The 16,974-nt window shown below is 71.1% G+C and carries 16 protein-coding genes; 11 read left to right on the top strand and 5 right to left on the bottom strand.

The annotated features are described in order from the left end of the window. Positions 1–52 precede the first annotated feature (52 nt). A complete protein-coding gene (locus ACWDGI_RS10990; protein WP_450757616.1) occupies positions 53–529 on the top strand; it encodes a DUF1003 domain-containing protein in 477 nt (158 codons plus the stop codon). 238 nt (positions 530–767) lie between these two features. Here ACWDGI_RS10990 and ACWDGI_RS10995 read toward each other — a convergent pair whose 3' ends face one another. Continuing rightward, positions 768–3,203, bottom strand: coding sequence for a Tex family protein (locus tag ACWDGI_RS10995; RefSeq protein ID WP_450757618.1), 2,436 nt, complete (start codon positions 3,201–3,203; stop codon positions 768–770). Between the two features lie 122 nt (positions 3,204–3,325). After that, positions 3,326–4,195: an SCO6745 family protein gene (locus ACWDGI_RS11000; RefSeq protein WP_450757620.1), complete on the bottom strand. Its 870-nt coding sequence runs from the start codon at positions 4,193–4,195 to the stop codon at positions 3,326–3,328. A gap of 138 nt (positions 4,196–4,333) precedes the next feature. On the opposite strand from ACWDGI_RS11000, the gene ACWDGI_RS11005 reads away from it, so the two are divergent. Continuing rightward, positions 4,334–5,302 (top strand): GlxA family transcriptional regulator, encoded by a 969-nt coding sequence (locus ACWDGI_RS11005; RefSeq protein WP_450757622.1) that lies wholly within the window; start codon positions 4,334–4,336, stop codon positions 5,300–5,302. A 7-nt stretch (positions 5,303–5,309) separates the two neighbouring features. After that, the gene (locus ACWDGI_RS11010) at positions 5,310–5,960 is read left to right on the top strand and encodes a DJ-1/PfpI family protein (RefSeq protein ID WP_450757624.1); all 651 of its coding nucleotides are present in this window, start codon (positions 5,310–5,312) and stop codon (positions 5,958–5,960) included. Here the strand turns inward: ACWDGI_RS11010 and ACWDGI_RS11015 are convergent. Then, positions 5,932–6,687 carry an enoyl-CoA hydratase/isomerase family protein gene (locus ACWDGI_RS11015; protein ID WP_450757625.1) on the bottom strand — a complete coding sequence of 252 codons (756 nt, stop codon included), beginning with the start codon at positions 6,685–6,687 and terminating at the stop codon, positions 5,932–5,934. The genes ACWDGI_RS11010 and ACWDGI_RS11015 overlap by 29 nt on opposite strands. 252 nt (positions 6,688–6,939) lie before the next feature. Here ACWDGI_RS11015 and ACWDGI_RS11020 point away from each other — a divergent pair, with 252 nt between their 5' ends. After that, a complete protein-coding gene (locus tag ACWDGI_RS11020) occupies positions 6,940–7,434 on the top strand; it encodes an ATP-binding protein (protein ID WP_450758457.1) in 495 nt (164 codons plus the stop codon). Between the two features lie 6 nt (positions 7,435–7,440). Here the strand turns inward: ACWDGI_RS11020 and idi are convergent, their stop codons facing one another. Both idi and ACWDGI_RS11030 read right to left on the bottom strand, forming a co-directional pair. Beyond that, on the bottom strand, positions 7,441–8,034 hold the full coding sequence (idi, locus tag ACWDGI_RS11025) for an isopentenyl-diphosphate Delta-isomerase (protein ID WP_450757627.1): 594 nt from the start codon (positions 8,032–8,034) through the stop codon (positions 7,441–7,443). 216 nt (positions 8,035–8,250) lie between these two features. After that, complete coding sequence (locus ACWDGI_RS11030) at positions 8,251–9,192, bottom strand: cation diffusion facilitator family transporter (RefSeq protein ID WP_450757629.1); 942 nt, start codon at positions 9,190–9,192, stop codon at positions 8,251–8,253. 434 nt (positions 9,193–9,626) lie between these two features. On the opposite strand from ACWDGI_RS11030, the gene ACWDGI_RS11035 reads away from it, so the two are divergent. The 7 genes from ACWDGI_RS11035 to ACWDGI_RS11065 all read left to right on the top strand — a co-directional run bounded on the left by ACWDGI_RS11035 (position 9,627) and on the right by ACWDGI_RS11065 (position 16,700). After that, positions 9,627–11,390 carry a DUF5941 domain-containing protein gene (locus ACWDGI_RS11035; RefSeq protein ID WP_450757631.1) on the top strand — a complete coding sequence of 588 codons (1,764 nt, stop codon included), beginning with the start codon at positions 9,627–9,629 and terminating at the stop codon, positions 11,388–11,390. Next, positions 11,387–12,139, top strand: coding sequence for a phosphocholine cytidylyltransferase family protein (locus ACWDGI_RS11040; protein WP_450757633.1), 753 nt, complete (start codon positions 11,387–11,389; stop codon positions 12,137–12,139). Before ACWDGI_RS11035 ends, ACWDGI_RS11040 begins: the two co-directional genes overlap by 4 nt. After that, the gene (locus tag ACWDGI_RS11045) at positions 12,127–13,188 is read left to right on the top strand and encodes an iron-containing alcohol dehydrogenase family protein (RefSeq protein WP_450757635.1); all 1,062 of its coding nucleotides are present in this window, start codon (positions 12,127–12,129) and stop codon (positions 13,186–13,188) included. The genes ACWDGI_RS11040 and ACWDGI_RS11045 overlap by 13 nt, the downstream gene beginning before the upstream one ends. Next, positions 13,166–13,945 (top strand): CDP-alcohol phosphatidyltransferase family protein, encoded by a 780-nt coding sequence (locus tag ACWDGI_RS11050; protein ID WP_450757637.1) that lies wholly within the window; start codon positions 13,166–13,168, stop codon positions 13,943–13,945. The genes ACWDGI_RS11045 and ACWDGI_RS11050 overlap by 23 nt, the downstream gene beginning before the upstream one ends. Continuing rightward, positions 13,942–14,826 carry a glycosyltransferase family 2 protein gene (locus tag ACWDGI_RS11055; RefSeq protein ID WP_450757639.1) on the top strand — a complete coding sequence of 295 codons (885 nt, stop codon included), beginning with the start codon at positions 13,942–13,944 and terminating at the stop codon, positions 14,824–14,826. The genes ACWDGI_RS11050 and ACWDGI_RS11055 overlap by 4 nt, the downstream gene beginning before the upstream one ends. A gap of 148 nt (positions 14,827–14,974) precedes the next feature. Continuing rightward, positions 14,975–15,904, top strand: coding sequence for an ABC transporter permease (locus ACWDGI_RS11060; protein WP_450757641.1), 930 nt, complete (start codon positions 14,975–14,977; stop codon positions 15,902–15,904). Then, positions 15,897–16,700: an ABC transporter ATP-binding protein gene (locus ACWDGI_RS11065; protein ID WP_450757643.1), complete on the top strand. Its 804-nt coding sequence runs from the start codon at positions 15,897–15,899 to the stop codon at positions 16,698–16,700. Before ACWDGI_RS11060 ends, ACWDGI_RS11065 begins: the two co-directional genes overlap by 8 nt. Positions 16,701–16,974: the final 274 nt, after the last annotated feature.

Genomic DNA, 16,974 nt, shown 5'->3' on the forward strand with positions numbered 1-16,974 from the left:
CCCCCTCCCCGTACGCTGCGATCCGACGTGGATCACCAGGCAGGGAGAGCCCATGACCACATCGCCGAAACGGCCGCCCCTCCGCATCGCGCACGAACAGGACGTCGTCGCGCGGATGCGCGGGACCCAGGACCGGATCGCGGACGCCATCACCGCCTTCGCCGGAACCATGACGTTCGTCTATCTGCACGCGCTCTGGTTCGCGGTCTGGATCGTCTGCAACGAGGGCGTTTTCGGCGACGACGCGATCTGGGACCCGTTCCCCTTCGGACTGCTCACCATGATCGTCAGCCTGGAGGCGATCTTCCTCTCCACCTTCGTGATGGTGAGCCAGAACCGCCAGGCCGCCCGCGAGAACGTCCGCGCCGACCTGGACTTCGAGACCAACGTCCGCTCGGAGGTGTGGTCCATCCACATGGGCCGCGCGCTCGGCGTCGACCCCGCTGAGGTCGAACGGCGCGTCCAGGAACTGCTCGCGGAGAACCGTGCCCGGATGAACGGCACCGCCGGGCCGCCCGAGGCGACCTGATCGGTCGGATGACTGTGGCCGCGTACGGTCATCCGACCGAGGCGCGGGGTCTCTGCCAGCCCCTTCCTCAACCGGATCACTCCCGGCAATGTCGGCGCTGGGCGCCCTGGCCCTCGGTTTCGTCCAGCGGCGCCGCTACGTGTGACGGGAAGAGGAAACGCGCCCCTTCAGGGGCGCGAGGAACTGCGCGACCAGCCACAACGGACCCGCAGCTCCCCACGCCCCCCGGAAGGGACGGTCAGCGCTTCCCCTTCTTTCCGCCGTCCAGCAGACCCGCCCGGCGCAACGCGTCAGCCATCGCACTGTTGGCCGGCGCCGGCGCCGGCGCCTGCCGCGCACCGCCGCCCTGCCCCTGGCCGCCGCGCCCGCCGCCCTGGCCCTGGCCGCCGCGTCCGCCGCCCTGCTGCCGCTGCTGGGGCGGACGCCCGCCGCGCTGGCGCCGCTCGCCGCCCTCGCCCTGCCGACCGCCGCCGCCCTGCGGCGCCGCCTCGTCGTCCAGCCGCAGCGTCAGCGAGATCCGCTTGCGCGGGACGTCCACGTCGAGGACCTTCACCTTGACGATGTCGCCCGGCTTCACCACGTCCCGCGGGTCCTTGACGAAGGTCTTCGACAGGGCGGAGACGTGCGCCAGACCGTCCTGGTGGACGCCGACGTCGATGAACGCGCCGAACGCCGCCACGTTCGTGACGACCCCCTCCAGGACCATTCCGGAGGACAGGTCGGAGATCTTCTCGACGCCCTCCTTGAACGTGGCCGTCTTGAAGGCGGGACGCGGGTCGCGCCCCGGCTTCTCCAGCTCCTTGAGGATGTCGGTGACGGTCGGCAGACCGAACTTCTCGTCCACGAAGTCGCCCGGCCGCAGCGAGCGCAGCACGCCCGTGTTGCCGATGAGCGCGGCCACCTCCTGGTGCGACTCCTTCACCATGCGCCGGACCACGGGGTACGCCTCGGGGTGGACGCTCGACGCGTCCAGCGGGTCCTCGCCGCCTCGGATGCGCAGGAAGCCCGCGCACTGCTCGTACGCCTTCGGGCCGAGCCGTGCCACGTTCTTCAGCTGGCCGCGGGAGGTGAACGGGCCGTTGGTGTCCCGGTGGGCCACGATGTTCTCGGCGAGCCCGGAGGTGATGCCGGAGACCCGGGACAGCAGCGGGGCCGAAGCCGTGTTCACGTCGACGCCCACGCCGTTCACACAGTCCTCGACCACCGCGTCCAGCGAGCGCGACAGCTTCACCTCGGACAGGTCGTGCTGGTACTGGCCGACGCCGATCGACTTCGGGTCGATCTTCACCAGTTCGGCGAGCGGGTCCTGGAGCCGGCGGGCGATGGAGACGGCGCCGCGCAGCGACACGTCCATGTCGGGCAGCTCCTGGGAGGCGAACGCGGACGCCGAGTACACGGACGCGCCCGCCTCCGACACCATCACCTTGGTGAGCTTCAACTCCGGGTGCCTGGTGATGAGCTCACCGGCGAGCTTGTCGGTCTCGCGGGAGGCCGTGCCGTTGCCGATGGCGATCAGCTCGACCGTGTGCTCGGTGGCGAGACGGGCGAGCTTGGCGATCGCCTCGTCCCACTTGTTGGCCGGGACGTGCGGGTAGATGACGTCGGTGGCGACGACCTTGCCGGTCGCGTCGACGACGGCGACCTTCACACCGGTACGGAAACCGGGGTCCAGGCCAAGCGTCGCCCGGGTGCCGGCCGGGGCGGCGAGCAGCAGGTCGCGCAGGTTCGCCGCGAAGACGTCGACCGCCTCGTCCTCGGCGGCCGTACGCAGCCGCAGCCGCAGATCGATGCCGAGGTGGACCAGCAGGCGGGTGCGCCAGGCCCAGCGGACCGTGTCGGTCAGCCACTTGTCGGCCGACCGGCCCCGGTCGGCGATCCCGAACCGGTGGGCGACGATGCCCTCGTACGACGACGGCCCCTCGGTCGGCTCCTCCGGCTCCAGGACGAGGTCGAGGACCTCCTCCTTCTCACCGCGCAGCATCGCCAGGATGCGGTGCGAGGGCAGCTCGGTGAAGGGCTCGGCGAAGTCGAAGTAGTCGGCGAACTTCGCGCCCGCCTCCTCCTTGCCGTCCCGCACCTTCGCGGCGAGCCGGCCGCGCACCCACATGCGCTCGCGCAGCTCACCGATGAGGTCGGCGTCCTCCGAGAACCGCTCGGTGAGGATCGCGCGGGCGCCCTCCAGGGCCGCCTGCGGATCGGCGACGCCCTTGTCGGCGTCCACGAACGTGGCGGCCGCGGCCAGCGGTTCCACCGTCGGGTCGCCCAGCAGCCCCTCGGCCAGCGGCTCCAGGCCGGCCTCCCGCGCGATCTGCGCCTTGGTCCGCCGCTTCGGCTTGTACGGCAGGTAGATGTCCTCCAGCCGCGCCTTGGTCTCGGCGCTCCGGATCTGCGCCTCCAGCTCCTCGGTGAGCTTGCCCTGCTCGCGCACCGACTCGAGGATCGCCGTCCGGCGCTCCTCCAGTTCCCGCAGGTAGCGCAGCCGCTCCTCGAGCGTGCGCAGCTGCGCGTCGTCGAGCATCTCGGTCGCTTCCTTGCGGTAGCGGGCGATGAAGGGCACCGTCGAACCGCCGTCGAGCAGCTCCACGGCAGCCTTGACCTGCCGCTCCCGTACGCCGAGCTCCTCGGCGATCCTGCCTTCGATGGACCCTGGAACCAGGGACCCGGGTGTCGTCACGATCCCGTACCGCCTTCTCCACTGAGGTTGCGCGGCAATTGTGGCAGGTGACACCGACAACCGGGCCCCAGGGCACCGTTCCGCGACACGATGTCGCCGCGAGGGTGCTCGGCCGACCGCTGTCAGCCCTTGCCGACCAGATCCGCCGGAAAGGCGCCCGCGGCCAGCGCAGCCCCCGCGAATCCCTTGGCCAGCTCGGTCAGCCGGGCCACACCATCGGCCTCCAGATGCTCGTACGGTGCCCGGTCCAGCCGGTCCGTCTCCGTCTCGATCTCCGCCCGCAGAGCCGCTCCCGCCTCGGTCAGCTCGCCCGCCGTGTCGAGCAGTCCGCGGTCCCGCAGCCGCCGTACCGCCGCGTCCCAGTCGTCCTGGTTCCAGCCACGTGTGGCGAGCACCCACTTCGGGTTCATGCCCTTGCCGGTCGCGGTGTGGGTCACCACCGCCTCCAGCCCGTCGAGACCGGCCGCGAGCAGCACCGCGAGGTGACCGTCGCCCCGGTGTTCGCGCAGCAGTGTGGCCGCGTACCAGTAGGCGAGGTGGGGCTCCTCGGGCACCGGCAGATCCGCGTGCGCCGCGTACAGCGGGCGGCCGGAGCGGGAGCACGCCTCGGTGGCGCGCAGCGCGAGTCGCGCGGCCTCCGCCATCCCGGCCGAGGCGACCGCGTCGGCGCCGAGCAGCCGCCGCATCGACGTGTCGACGGCACGCGCGCGTGCGGCGAGGACGTCGCCGGGCGACGCGGTCTCCCAGACGGCCGGGACATGCCGGGCCACCAGTTCGTACTTGTAGTTGTAGAACGTGGCCGTCACCGTGCCGGGTCCGACCGGCCCCAAAGCGGCGGCCCGCACCGCGAAGTTGACGGCCCGCGGGTGGGTCACCCCGAGCGCGGCCAGCTCCTCGGCCAGCTCGGGGCTGAAGAAGTGGGTCGCGTGCAGGGAGTTCAGCAGGGTGTGGCAGCGGCGGCCGGCGCGCGGCTCCAGGACGGCAGTGGTCATGGCGAGCACGTTACCGACTGGTCGGTACGGACTCCAGTGTCCTGCCCGACCCGACGCCGAAGTGTTCGGTCCGCCATGGCAGGAAAGGTGGGAAGCTCGTCATTGCGGCCATCGCCGCGCCCGCGAAGAATCGATGACATGACGCAGCGAACCGTTCTCGTCGTCCTCTTCGACGGTGTCCAGAGCCTCGACGTCACCGGCCCCGTGGAGGTCTTCACGGGCGCCGAGGCCCAGGTCCCGGGCAGCTACCGCATCCGTACGGCCTCCCTGGACGGCGCGCCCGTGCGCACCTCCAGCGGGCTGACCGTCGTACCGGACACGGCCCTGGCCGAGGCGTCCGAGCCGCACACGCTCCTCGTGCCCGGCGGACAGGGCACCCGGCGCCACGACCCGGCCCTGGTCGACTGGCTGCACGAGTACGGGCCGCGCAGCGGACTGCTCGTCTCCGTCTGCACCGGCGCCATCCTGCTCGCCGCGGCAGGACTCCTGGACGGCCACCGGGTCACCACCCACTGGGCGTACTGCGACAAGCTGGCCCGCGACCATCCGGCCGTCGACGTCGACCCCGACCCCATCTACGTCCGGGACGGCCGGGTCGCCACCTCGGCCGGCGTCACCTCCGGCATCGACCTGGCGCTCGCCCTCGTCGAGGAGGACCTGGGCCGGGACGTGGCGCTCGCCGTCGCCCGGCACCTGGTGGTGTTCCTGCGCAGGCCCGGCAACCAGGCCCAGTTCAGCGTGCAGCTCGCCGCGCAGACCGCACGGCGTGAACCGCTGCGGGAGGTCCAGCGCTGGATCAGCGAGCACCCGGACGGCGAGCTCGGTGTCGAGGCGCTGGCCGCCCGCGCGGCCCTCTCGCCCCGCCACTTCGCCCGCACCTTCCAGGCCGAGACCGGCATGACGCCCGGCCGGTACGTCGACCGGGTACGGCTGGAACACGCCCGCCGGCTCCTGGAGGACACCGGCGACGGCGTCGAGGAGGTCTCCCGGGCCAGCGGCTACGGCACGCCCGAAGCGATGCGCCGTGCCTTCCTCAAGGCCCTCGGCACGACACCCGCCGAATATCGGCGCAGATTCCGGCCGGCACCCGTCGGTCGACCCGGATAGGAGAGCCATGCAGATCGCGATCGTCCTCTACGACCGTTTCACCGCCCTCGACGCGGTGGGACCGTACGAGACCCTGGGCCGGCTCCCGGGCTCCGAGGTCGTCTTCGTGGCCGAGCGAGCCGGTCCCGTCCGAACGGACAACGGGAACCTCGCCCTGGTCGCCGAGAAGACCTGCGCCGAGGTGCCCCACCCCGATGTCCTGGTCGTCCCCGGCGGCCCCGGCCAGACCCCGCAGATGGCGAACCGGGCGCTCCTCGACTGGATCCGCGCCGCCGACGCCACCAGCACCTGGACCACGTCCGTGTGCACCGGCTCCCTGCTGCTCGCCGCCGCCGGTCTCCTCGACGGGCGCCGCGCGACCTCGCACTGGCTGGCTCTCGACGAGCTGCGGGCGTTCGGCGCCGAGCCGACGGGGGAGCGGGTGGTCACCGACGGCAAGTACGTCACCGCGGCCGGTGTCTCCGCCGGCATCGACATGGGGCTCGCCCTGCTCGGCCGGATCGCCGGAGACGCCGTCGCCCAGGCCGTACAGCTCGGGATCGAGTACGACCCGCGGCCGCCCTACGACGCGGGTTCCCCGCAGAAGGCGCCCGCCGAGGTCGTCGAACAGCTCCGCTCGAGGAGCCGTTTCATCCTCGGTCAGGGACAGCCCAGCTGAACCGCGGCTGACGGCGCTCCAGGAACGCGGCGACGCCCTCCGCGGTGTCGGCGCTGCCGCGTGCCTGCTCCGTCCAGTGGTCGTCGCGGTCGGTACGGCCGTTCGTGAACTCCTTCGCAGCCGCCTGCGTCAGCTGGGAGCGCGCCACCAGGATCCGGGTGAACTCGGCCACCCGCTTGGCCAGTTCGCCCTCGGGCAGCACCTCGTCGACCAGACCGGTGCGCAGCGCCCGCTCCGTGTCGATCAACTCGCCGGAGTACAGCAGGTACTTGGTGGCGGCGGGGCCGACCAGGGACACCAGGCGACGGGTGGAGGAGGCCGGGTAGACGATCCCGAGCCTGGCCGGGGTCACGCCGAACGACGCGCCCTCCTCGGCGAACCGCAGATCGCAGGCGGCGGCGAGCTGTGAGCCGCCGCCGACGCAGTGGCCGCGGACCGCGGCGAGGGTCGGCTTGGGGAAGGCGGCGAGCGCCTCCTCGGCGGCGACGGCGAGGGACTGCGCCGCGGCCGGGGAGCCCTGGAGGGTGGAGATGTCGGCGCCGGCGCAGAAGGTTCCGCCCGCTCCGGTCAGCACGAGGGCCCGGACGCCGGGGTCGGCCGACAGCTTGTCCAGGAGGGGCGGCAGGGCTCGCCACATCGCCGCGGTCATCGCGTTGCGTTTGACCGGGTTGTGGATGACCACCGTGGCCACGGCGTCGGTGACCTGGTGGGAGAGGTGGGGCTCCATGGTGCGGGATGTTATCGGCGTGACGCAGCCGCAGGTCGACGCGGCCCCGCCCCAGGGGTTGCAGTACAACCCTAATAGTGCGCGAAGTCGGCTTTCGTGGAACAGGAGCAGTCCCTCAAACGACCTTGTCGTACGGCGACGGTCAGAACCGTTCGATAGTTGCTGACTTGTGTTCAGTCATCCGGAGCGGAGGGGGTCGTTACCAACACTCGTCGTGTGGTGACAATCGAGCGCGAGGGTGGCGACCGGACCATGGAGAACCACGGGCGTGGGCACGACCCGCGTCCAGAGGGAGGCGGTCCTCCGCCACCGGATCCGCTGCCGTACGAAGGAGTCTGGCGGTTCACCGCCGCCGCCGTGGACGCCTCGGTCCCGCAGGCCCGGCGCGCCGTACGGGACCTGCTCCAGCGCCAGGGTGTCCCGGTCTCGGAGGACCTGGTCCACGGGCTGTTGCTGATCGTCTCCGAACTGGTCACCAACGCGGTCAAGCACGCGGCGCTGCTGTCGCCGGTGCTCGCCGTCGAGGTCGCCGTCGGTGCCGAATGGGTGCGGGTGTCGGTGGAGGACAACCACCCCTACCGCCCGACCGCGCTGGAGGCCGACCACGGCCAGACCGGCGGCCGGGGGCTGCTGCTGGTGCGGGAGGTGGCCAGGGAGGCGGGCGGAGTAGTGGACGTGGAGCACACGTCGAGCGGCGGCAAGGTGATCTGGGCCGCCCTGCCGCTCAAACCCGCGGCGCTGCCATGAGGCCTCTCACCAACCCGCGGACGGGCCCGTCAGCTCCCTGATCGCCGGACGGGCCGCGTCCAGCACGGTCATGAACCACGAGGAGAAGGGGTCCCGGGCGTGCCGCTCGGTCAGCTCGGCGGCCGTCACGAAGGCGGTCTCCCCGACCTCCTCCGGGTCCGGCGCGAGCGGCGCCTGCACCATGCCGACGAACAGGTGGTTGAACTCCTGCTCGACCAGTCCCGAGGCCGGGTCCGGGTGGTTGTAGCGGACCGTGCCCGCCTCGCCGAGCAGGGAGGGGGACACCCCCAGCTCCTCGAAGGTGCGGCGGGCCGCCGCCGTGAAGGGGGCCTCGCCGGGGTAGGGGTGGCCGCAGCAGGTGTTGGACCACACGCCGGGGGAGTGGTACTTGCCCAGCGCACGCTGCTGGAGCAGGAGTCTGCCCTGTTCGTCGAAGAGGAAGACGGAGAACGCCCGGTGCAGCTGCCCGGGTGGCTGATGCGCGGCCAGCTTCTCCGCGGTCCCGATGGTCACACCCTTCTCGTCGACGAGTTCAAGCAAGATCGCGTCCGTTGTGCCGTCCGACGTGCTGTGCGTCGCGGTGGCAGGTGTGATCGGCATACCCATCCTTCGCCTCGGTCTTCGTACCAAGTCTGCCGTACGAATCCGACACTCCCGGCACTTCCCGGCACGGGCACGCCGGAAGAGGGACCCGGTAGTTGATCGTGCCCTACGGGTGCGAACGGGAACCGTCCGGGGGTGTCGAACACAAGGACGGCGGGGGAGCCCGGACCGACGGGTTCCGGTGGCCGGCCGGCCTGACGGACCGCGGCGCGGTCAGTGGCAGAGCCGGGCCTCGTGCTCCGCGTGCCCGCCCGGCTCCAGCTGGAAGGTGCAGTGCTCCACGTCGAAGTGGTGGCCGAGACAGCCCTGCAGCTCGTGCAGCATCTTCTCGTGGCCGATGGCGTTCAGCACCTCCGAGCGGACCACCACGTGCGCCGACAGCACAGGCAGCCCCGAGGTGATCGTCCAGGCGTGCAGATCGTGGACGTCCAGTACGCCGTCCAGCGCCAGGATGTGCGACCGCACCTCCGCCATGTCCACGTCCTTGGGCGCCGCCTCCAGCAGGACGTCCAGGGTCTCGCGCAGCAGCTTCACCGTCCTCGGCACGATCATCAGGCCGATGAGCAGCGAGGCGACCGGGTCGGCGGCCTGCCAGCCGGTGGTCAGGATCACCACCGCCGAGATCAGCACCGCCAGCGAGCCCAGCGCGTCGGCCGCCACCTCCAGGAAGGCGGCGCGTACGTTCAGGCTCTCCTGCTGGCCGCGCACCAGGAGCGTGAGCGAGATCATGTTGGCGACCAGGCCGATCAGCCCGAACACGATCATCTGCCCGCCGTGCGTGTCCGCGGGCGTCACGAACCGCTGGACCGCCTCGTACAGCACATAGCCGCCGACACCGAGCAGCAGCAGACAGTTGGCCAGGGCCGCCAGGATCTCGGCGCGGGCGTAGCCGAAGGTGCGGTTGGCGCTCGCCGGACGGTTGGCGAAGTGGATCGCCAGCAGCGCCATGCCGAGACCCAGCGCGTCGGTCGCCATGTGGGCGGCGTCCGCGATCAGCGCGAGCGAGTCGGCCAGCAGCCCGCCGGCGATCTCGACCACCATGACCCCGAGGGTGATGGCGAGCGCCACCCGCAGCCGCCCGCGAAAGGCCGCCGCGGCCGTGCCGGTGGCCGGCGCGTGGGTGTGCGTGTGGCCGTGGTCGTGCCCTGCCCCCATGAGATACGCCTCCTCTTTTCCGCCCGGGATCACAGTGAACTACGGGCGGGGGGTATCGGGCAACGCGGCAGTGAACACCGTTGTCATGTGCCCTGACCTGCGGAAACGAATCCCAGGTCAGGGCACCCTCAGTTACCCTTGGCGAGTTGACGGGCATCCTGGGTGACCGGTCGGAGCCTGTCCGTGCCGTAGGGGCCATGTCCTCAATGCCCGTTCTGTGAGCGCGGTTTGTGGGCCGGGGCCCGGATCACGGATGATGATCTCGGCAAAGGCCGGGGCAGAGTGGGTCGTCCGCGCCGTGAACGGCCGGTGAACAAGCAGTCCTGACCATCGGATAGCCTCTGCCGAATGCCGCCCGGGGGCCACCAGGCACATCGCGCCCCACCACGCAGTAGACCGGCGCCCGCGCGCCGGCACCCAGGGAGTGAGTTCGGTTGCCGACCGCCATCGTCACCGGCCAGCCGGTCCCCGGATCGTCGTTGGAGAGCGATCTGCGGGCGCTCGGCTTCGAGGTGCGCACGGCCTCGGACAGCGCCGACACCGCGGCGCTCCTCGCGGCCGTGCCCGCCGACCGGCGGGTCGCCGTCGTCGACGCCCGTTTTGTCGGCCATCTGCACGCCCTGCGCCTCGGCCTCACCGACCCGCGCTTCCCGCTCGCCGCGATCCCCGGCGCCGTCACCGCCCAGCCGGCCGGCCGTCAGGCGCTGAGCGGAGCGCTGGCCCGGGAGGCCGCCGCCGGCGGCACCGACCTGGCCGTGGACGGCCTCGTGACCGCCCTGGACGCCGACGTGCACCGCCCCGAGCTGGGCAGTCTGGTCGCCGCCGTCCCCGCCGACCCGCAGGCCCGCAACGAGGCACGGCAGGCCGTGGCCGCCGTCGACGACGAGGCGGTACGCCTGAAGTCGGCCGTGAAGTCCCGTGACGGCTTCTTCACCACCTTCTTCATCAGCCCGTACTCCCGCTATCTCGCCCGCTGGTGCGCCCGGCGCGGACTGACCCCCAACCAGGTCACCACCGCCTCGCTGCTCACCGCCCTGATCGCGGCGGGCTGCGCGGCCACCGGCACCCGCGCCGGGTTCGTCGCGGCGGGTGTGCTGCTGATCGCGTCCTTCGTCCTGGACTGCACCGACGGCCAGCTCGCCCGCTACTCCCTGCAGTACTCCACACTCGGCGCCTGGCTGGACGCCACCTTCGACCGGGCCAAGGAGTACGCCTACTACGCCGGACTCGCCCTCGGCGCGGCCCGGGGCGGCGACGACGTATGGGCCCTCGCCCTCGGCGCGATGATCCTGCAGACCTGCCGGCACGTGGTCGACTTCTCCTTCAACGAGGCGAACCACGACGCCACCGCCAACACCAGCCCCACCGCGGCCCTCTCCGACCGGCTCGACAGCGTCGGCTGGACGGTCTGGGTGCGCCGGATGATAGTCCTGCCCATCGGCGAACGATGGGCCCTGATAGCCGTCCTCACCGCGGCGACGACCCCGCGGATCACCTTCTACGTGCTGTTGGTCGGCTGCGCCCTCGCGGCGACCTACACCACGGCCGGGCGGGTGCTGCGCTCGCTCACCCGCAGGGCGCGGCGCACCGACCGGGCGGCGCAGGCGCTGGCCGACCTGGCCGACAACGGCCCGCTCGCCGGACTCGTGTCCCGCGCGACACCCGCACCGCTCGGCTCCCCGCTCCTGGTGGCGCTCGCCGGAGTGGCGGTTCTCACCGTGTCCCTCTTCTCAGGCGTGACCTGGGCGCCGGTCGCGGGCGCCGTCGTCTACGCGCTGGCCTCCGGCCAGGCCCTCGCCCGCCCGCTCAAGGGCGCCCTCGACTGGCTGGTCCCGCCCCTGTTCCGGGCCGCCGAGTACGGCACCGTCCTCGTCCTCGCAGGCAAATCCGGGGTGAACGGAACCCTTCCCGCGGCTTTCGGCCTGGTGGCCGCCGTCGCCTACCATCACTACGACACGGTGTACCGCATCCGCGGCAACGCCGGGGCGCCGCCGGCCTGGCTGGTCCGCGCCATCGGGGGACAGGAAGGGCGGACACTGCTGGTCACCGTCGTGGCCGCGGTGCTCACCGCCACGCAGTTCAAGGTCGCGCTCACGGTCCTGGCCGTGGCCGTGGCCGGGCTGGTGCTCGTCGAGAGCATCCGCTTCTGGGCGTCCGCAGGGGCGCCCGCCGTACACGATGAAGGAGAACCCGCATGATCGGCCTCGTGCTGGCGGCCGGCGCCGGACGGCGTCTTCGCCCCTACACCGACAGCCTGCCCAAGGCGCTGGTGCCGGTGGGGCCTGCCGGGATAGAGGACTCGATCACGGTGCTCGACCTGACCCTCGGCAACTTCGCCGAGATCGGCCTGACCGAGGTCGCCATCATCGTCGGCTACCGCAAGGAGGCCGTGTACGAGCGCAAGGCGGCCCTGGAGGCGAAGTACGGCCTCAAGCTCACCCTCATCGACAACGACAAGGCCGAGGAGTGGAACAACGCCTACTCCCTGTGGTGCGGCCGTGACGCCCTCAAGGACGGCGTGATCCTCGCCAACGGCGACACCGTGCACCCGGTCTCCGTCGAGAAGACGCTGCTCGCCGCCCGCGGCGACGGCAAGCGGATCATCCTCGCCCTGGACACCGTGAAGTCCCTCGCGGACGAGGAGATGAAGGTCGTCGTCGACGCCGGCAAGGGCATGACGAAGATCACCAAGCTGATGGACCCCGCCGAGGCCAGCGGCGAGTACATCGGCGTCACCCTCATCGAGGGCGACGCGGCCCCCGAGCTCGCCGACGCGCTGAAGACGGTCTGGGAGAGCGACCCGCAGCAGTTCTACGAGCACGGCTACCAGGAGCTGGTCAACCGCGGCTTCCGTATCGACGTGGCACCCATCGGCGACGTCCGGTGGGTCGAGATCGACAACCACGACGATCTCGCCAAGGGACGGGAGATCGCGTGCCAGTACTGACCAGGCTGATCCCCTCACCGGTCGTCGTCGACATCCGTCCGGGTGCCCTCGACGACCTGGCCGGTGTGCTCGCCGACGAGCGCATCTCGCACTCCGGCCGCCTTGCCGTGGCCGTCAGCGGCGGCTCCGGGGCCAAGCTGCGCGAGCGTGTCTCGCCGAGCCTGCCCGGAGCCACCTGGTACGAGGTCGGCGGCGGCACCCTCGACGACGCGATCCGGCTGGCCGGCGAGATCAAGGCCGGCCGCTACGACGCGGTAGTCGGACTCGGCGGCGGGAAGATCATCGACTGTGCGAAGTTCGCGGCGGCCCGGGTGGGCCTGCCGCTGGTCGCCGTGCCGACGAACCTCGCGCACGACGGTCTCTGCTCGCCGGTCGCGACCCTCGACAACGACGCGGGCCGCGGCTCCTACGGTGTGCCGAACCCGATCGCGGTCGTCATCGACCTCGACGTCATCCGCGAGGCCCCGGCACGCTTCGTGCGCTCCGGCATCGGGGACGCCGTCTCCAACATCTCGGCGATCGCGGACTGGGAGCTGTCCCACCGCGTCAACGGCGAGAAGATCGACGGTCTGGCGGCCGCCATGGCCCGCCAGGCCGGCCAGGCGGTGCTGCGCCACCCCGGCGGCATCGGCGAGAACGACTTCCTCCAGGTGCTCGCCGAGGCGCTGGTGCTCAGCGGCATCGCCATGTCGGTGTCTGGCGACTCCCGCCCGTCCTCCGGCGCCTGCCACGAGATCAACCACGCCTTCGACCTGCTGTTCCCGAGGCGTGCCGCCAGCCATGGCGAGCAGTGCGGGCTCGGCGCGGCCTTCGCGATGTACCTGCGCGGAGCCCACGAGGAGTCCGTGTACATGGCCGATGTGCTGCGCCGGCACGGACTGCCGGTGCTGCCGGAGGAGATCGGCTTCACCGTGGACGAGTTCGTCCGGGTCGTCGAGTTCGCCCCGGAGACCCGGCCCGGCCGCTACACCATCCTCGAACACCTCGACCTCAAGACCCACCAGATCAAGGACTTCTACGTCGACTATGTCAAGGCCATCGGTAGCTGAACTCCGTCCGGTCGTACACCCCGCTGGGGTCAAGGACCGGCGCAGCGGTGAGCACTGGATGGGGCGCCTCTACATGCGTGAGGTGTCCCTGCGGGTGGACCGCTACCTGGTGAACACCAGGGTCACGCCCAACCAGCTCACGTACCTGATGACCGTCTTCGGCGTGCTCGCGGCCCCGGCCCTGCTGGTGCCGGGGATCACGGGCGCCGTGCTCGGCGTCGTCTGCGTCCAGATGTACCTGCTGCTCGACTGCGTCGACGGCGAGGTCGCGCGCTGGAAGCAGCAGTACTCGCTGGGCGGGGTCTACCTGGACCGGGTCGGTGCCTACCTCACCGACGCCGCCGTCCTGGTCGGCCTCGGGCTGCGCGCCGCCGACCTGTTCGGCAGCGGCCGCATCGACTGGCTGTGGGCCTTCCTCGGCACCCTGGCCGCGCTCGGCGCCATCCTGATCAAGGCCGAGACCGACCTGGTCGGCGTCGCCCGCCACCAGGCCGGGCTGCCCGTGGTCAAGGAGGCCGCCGCCGAGATGCGGTCCTCCGGCATGGCGCTGGCCCGCCGGGCCGCCGCCCTGCTCCGGTTCCACCGGCTGATCCTCGGCATCGAGGCCTCGCTGCTGATCCTGGCCCTCGCGATCGTCGACCAGGTCCGCGGCGACCTCTTCTTCACCCGCCTGGGCACCGCCGTGCTCGCCGGTATCGCGCTGCTGCAGACCCTGCTGCACCTGGTCTCGGTCCTCGCGTCGAGCAGGCTGCGGTGAGCGCCGGGCTGAAGGTCGGCGCGGTCGTCATCACCATGGGCAACCGCCCCGACGAACTGCGCGCCCTCCTCGACTCGGTCGCCAAGCAGGACGGCGAGCGGGTCCAGGTGGTCGTCGTCGGCAACGGCTCGCCCGTCCCGGAGGTCCCGGACGGCGTCCGCACCATGGAGCTGCCCGAGAACCTCGGGATCCCCGGCGGCCGCAACGTCGGCATAGAAGCCTTCGGCCCCAGCGGTCGCGATGTCGACATACTGCTCTTCCTGGACGACGACGGACTGCTCCCGGAACACGACACCGCCGAGCTGTGCCGCCAGGCCTTCGCCGCCGACCCGAGGCTCGGCATCGTCAGCTTCCGCATCGCCGACCCGGACACCGGGCAGACCCAGCGCCGGCACGTGCCGAGGCTCCGCGCCTCCGACCCGATGCGCTCCTCCCGCGTCACCACCTTCCTCGGCGGCGCCAACGCCGTCCGCACCCAGGTCCTCGCCGAGGTCGGCGGCCTGCCGGACGAGTTCTTCTACGCCCACGAGGAGACCGACCTGGCCTGGCGGGCCCTGGACGCCGGCTGGATGATCGACTACCGCTCCGACATGGTGCTGTACCACCCCACGACCGCCCCCTCCCGGCACGCGGTGTACCACCGGATGGTCGCCCGCAACCGGGTGTGGCTGGCCCGCCGCAACCTGCCCGCCCCCCTGGTCCCCGTCTACCTCGGGGTGTGGATGCTGCTGACCCTGGTGCGCCGCCCCTCGCGCCCGGCCCTGCACGCCTGGTTCGCGGGCTTCCGGGAGGGCTGGACCACTCCGTGCGGACCCCGTCGGCCCATGCGGTGGCGGACCGTGTGGAAGCTCACGCGACTGGGCCGACCCCCGGTGATCTGAGAAGCTCGAAGGTGCGTGTCCGCGTTTCCGGGGTGTCCGGCGCGCGGACCTCCCCGGCAGCGTGTCCCATGGCGGATACGTGTCACCTCCAGTAGCACAATTCCGTAAGACGAACGTAAGACGAATCTGAGGACGAAGGCTTCCACCCTTGAGTGAGACAACGCATGACGTCGGAATCGCGGTGAGCGCGGTGCCGTCGCCCGACGAGGGCCTGACGGCGGCGCAGCTGGCCGCCAAGTACGGGCTCACGGTGAGCGGCGCACGTCCCTCGCTCGTCGAGTACGTACGCCAGCTCTGGGGACGCCGGCACTTCGTCCTCGCCTTCTCGCAGGCGAAGCTCACCGCCCAGTACAGCCAGGCCAAGCTCGGCCAGCTCTGGCAGGTGGCCACGCCGCTGCTGAACGCGGCCGTGTACTACTTCATCTTCGGCGTCATCCTGCACGCCAGCCGCGGGATGTCCCAGGACATCTACATCCCGTTCCTGGTCACCGGCGTCTTCACGTTCACGTTCACGCAGAGTTCGATCATGACGGGCGTCCGGGCCATCTCCGGCAACCTCGGCCTGGTGCGAGCGCTGCACTTCCCGCGCGCCTCGCTGCCGATCTCCTTCGCGCTCCAGCAGCTCCAGCAGCTGCTGTTCTCGATGATCGTCATGGTCGCCGTGGTGGTCGGGTTCGGCAGCCGCCCGGGCCTGTCCTGGGTGCTGGTCGTCCCGATCCTGGCCCTGCTGTTCCTCTTCAACACCGGCCTGGCCATGATCGTGGCCCGGCTGGGCGCCAAGACGCCGGACCTGGCCCAGCTGCTGCCGTTCGTCCTGCGCACCTGGATGTACATGTCCGGTGTGATGTTCTCGATCACCAAGATGATGGAGGGCAGGCCGGAGTGGGCGCGCACGCTCCTCCAGGTGAACCCCGCCACCGTCTACATGGACCTGATGCGCTTCGCCCTCATCGACGGCTATGGCGCCTCGAACCTCCCGCCGCACGTCTGGGCCGTCGCCCTGTCCTGGGCACTGGTCGTCTTCGGCGGCGGGTTCGTGTACTTCTGGAAGGCGGAGGAGCGGTACGGCCGTGGCTGAGCTGAACGACACGGATCAGAACCAGGGGGCGCGGATCCCCACCGTCATCGCGGAGGACGTGCACATCGTCTACCGCGTCAACGGCGCCAAGTCCGGCAAGGGCAGCGCGACGGCCGCCCTGAGCCGCATCGTCAAGCGCGGCTCCGACGACACGGCCCGCGGCGTCCGCAAGGTGCACGCGGTGCGCGGAGTGTCCTTCGTCGCCTACCGGGGCGAGGCGATCGGCCTGATCGGCTCCAACGGCTCCGGCAAGTCCACCCTGCTGCGTGCCATCGCCGGTCTGCTGCCCGCCGAGAAGGGCCGGGTCTACACCAACGGGCAGCCCTCGCTGCTCGGCGTCAACGCGGCCCTGATGAACGACCTCACCGGCGAGCGGAACGTCATCCTCGGCGGGCTCGCCATGGGCATGTCCCGCGAGGAGATCAGGGAGCGGTACCAGGAGATCGTCGACTTCTCCGGCATCAACGAGAAGGGCGACTTCATCACCCTGCCGATGCGGACCTACTCCTCCGGCATGGCGGCCCGGCTGCGGTTCTCCATCGCCGCCGCCAAGGACCACGACGTCCTCATGATCGACGAGGCGCTGGCCACCGGTGACGCGGCCTTCCGCAAGCGCTCCGAGGACCGGATCCGCGAACTGCGCGAGCACGCGGGCACCGTGTTTCTCGTCAGTCACAACAACAAGTCGATCCGGGACACCTGCGACCGGGTCCTGTGGCTGGAGCGCGGTGAGCTGCGGATGGACGGCCCGACCGAAGAGGTGCTCAAGGAGTACGAGAAGTTCACGGGCAAGTAGCCCAGCAGTCCCCGGGCCCCGCCGGAACCTTTCCGGCGGGGCCCGGCGTCTGCAAAGGAAACGTCAACTCCGCGCCGCCTTAGGAATCTTGACGCCAATCGGTGTGTTGTTGTGATCTGCGGGACACCCCGACGAACCTCGATGCGTTGTACAACGTAAGCTGTACCGGTCCCGGAAAGCGGCAAGTGGGGCGATAATGCGCGACACCCTCGGCCGGGCCGCCCCGCGGATTGCTGGGCGGCGTGTCCGAAATAGTGTGTATTGGGTCGGCAGT

It is taken from the genome of Streptomyces sp. NPDC001220 (assembly GCF_053597895.1).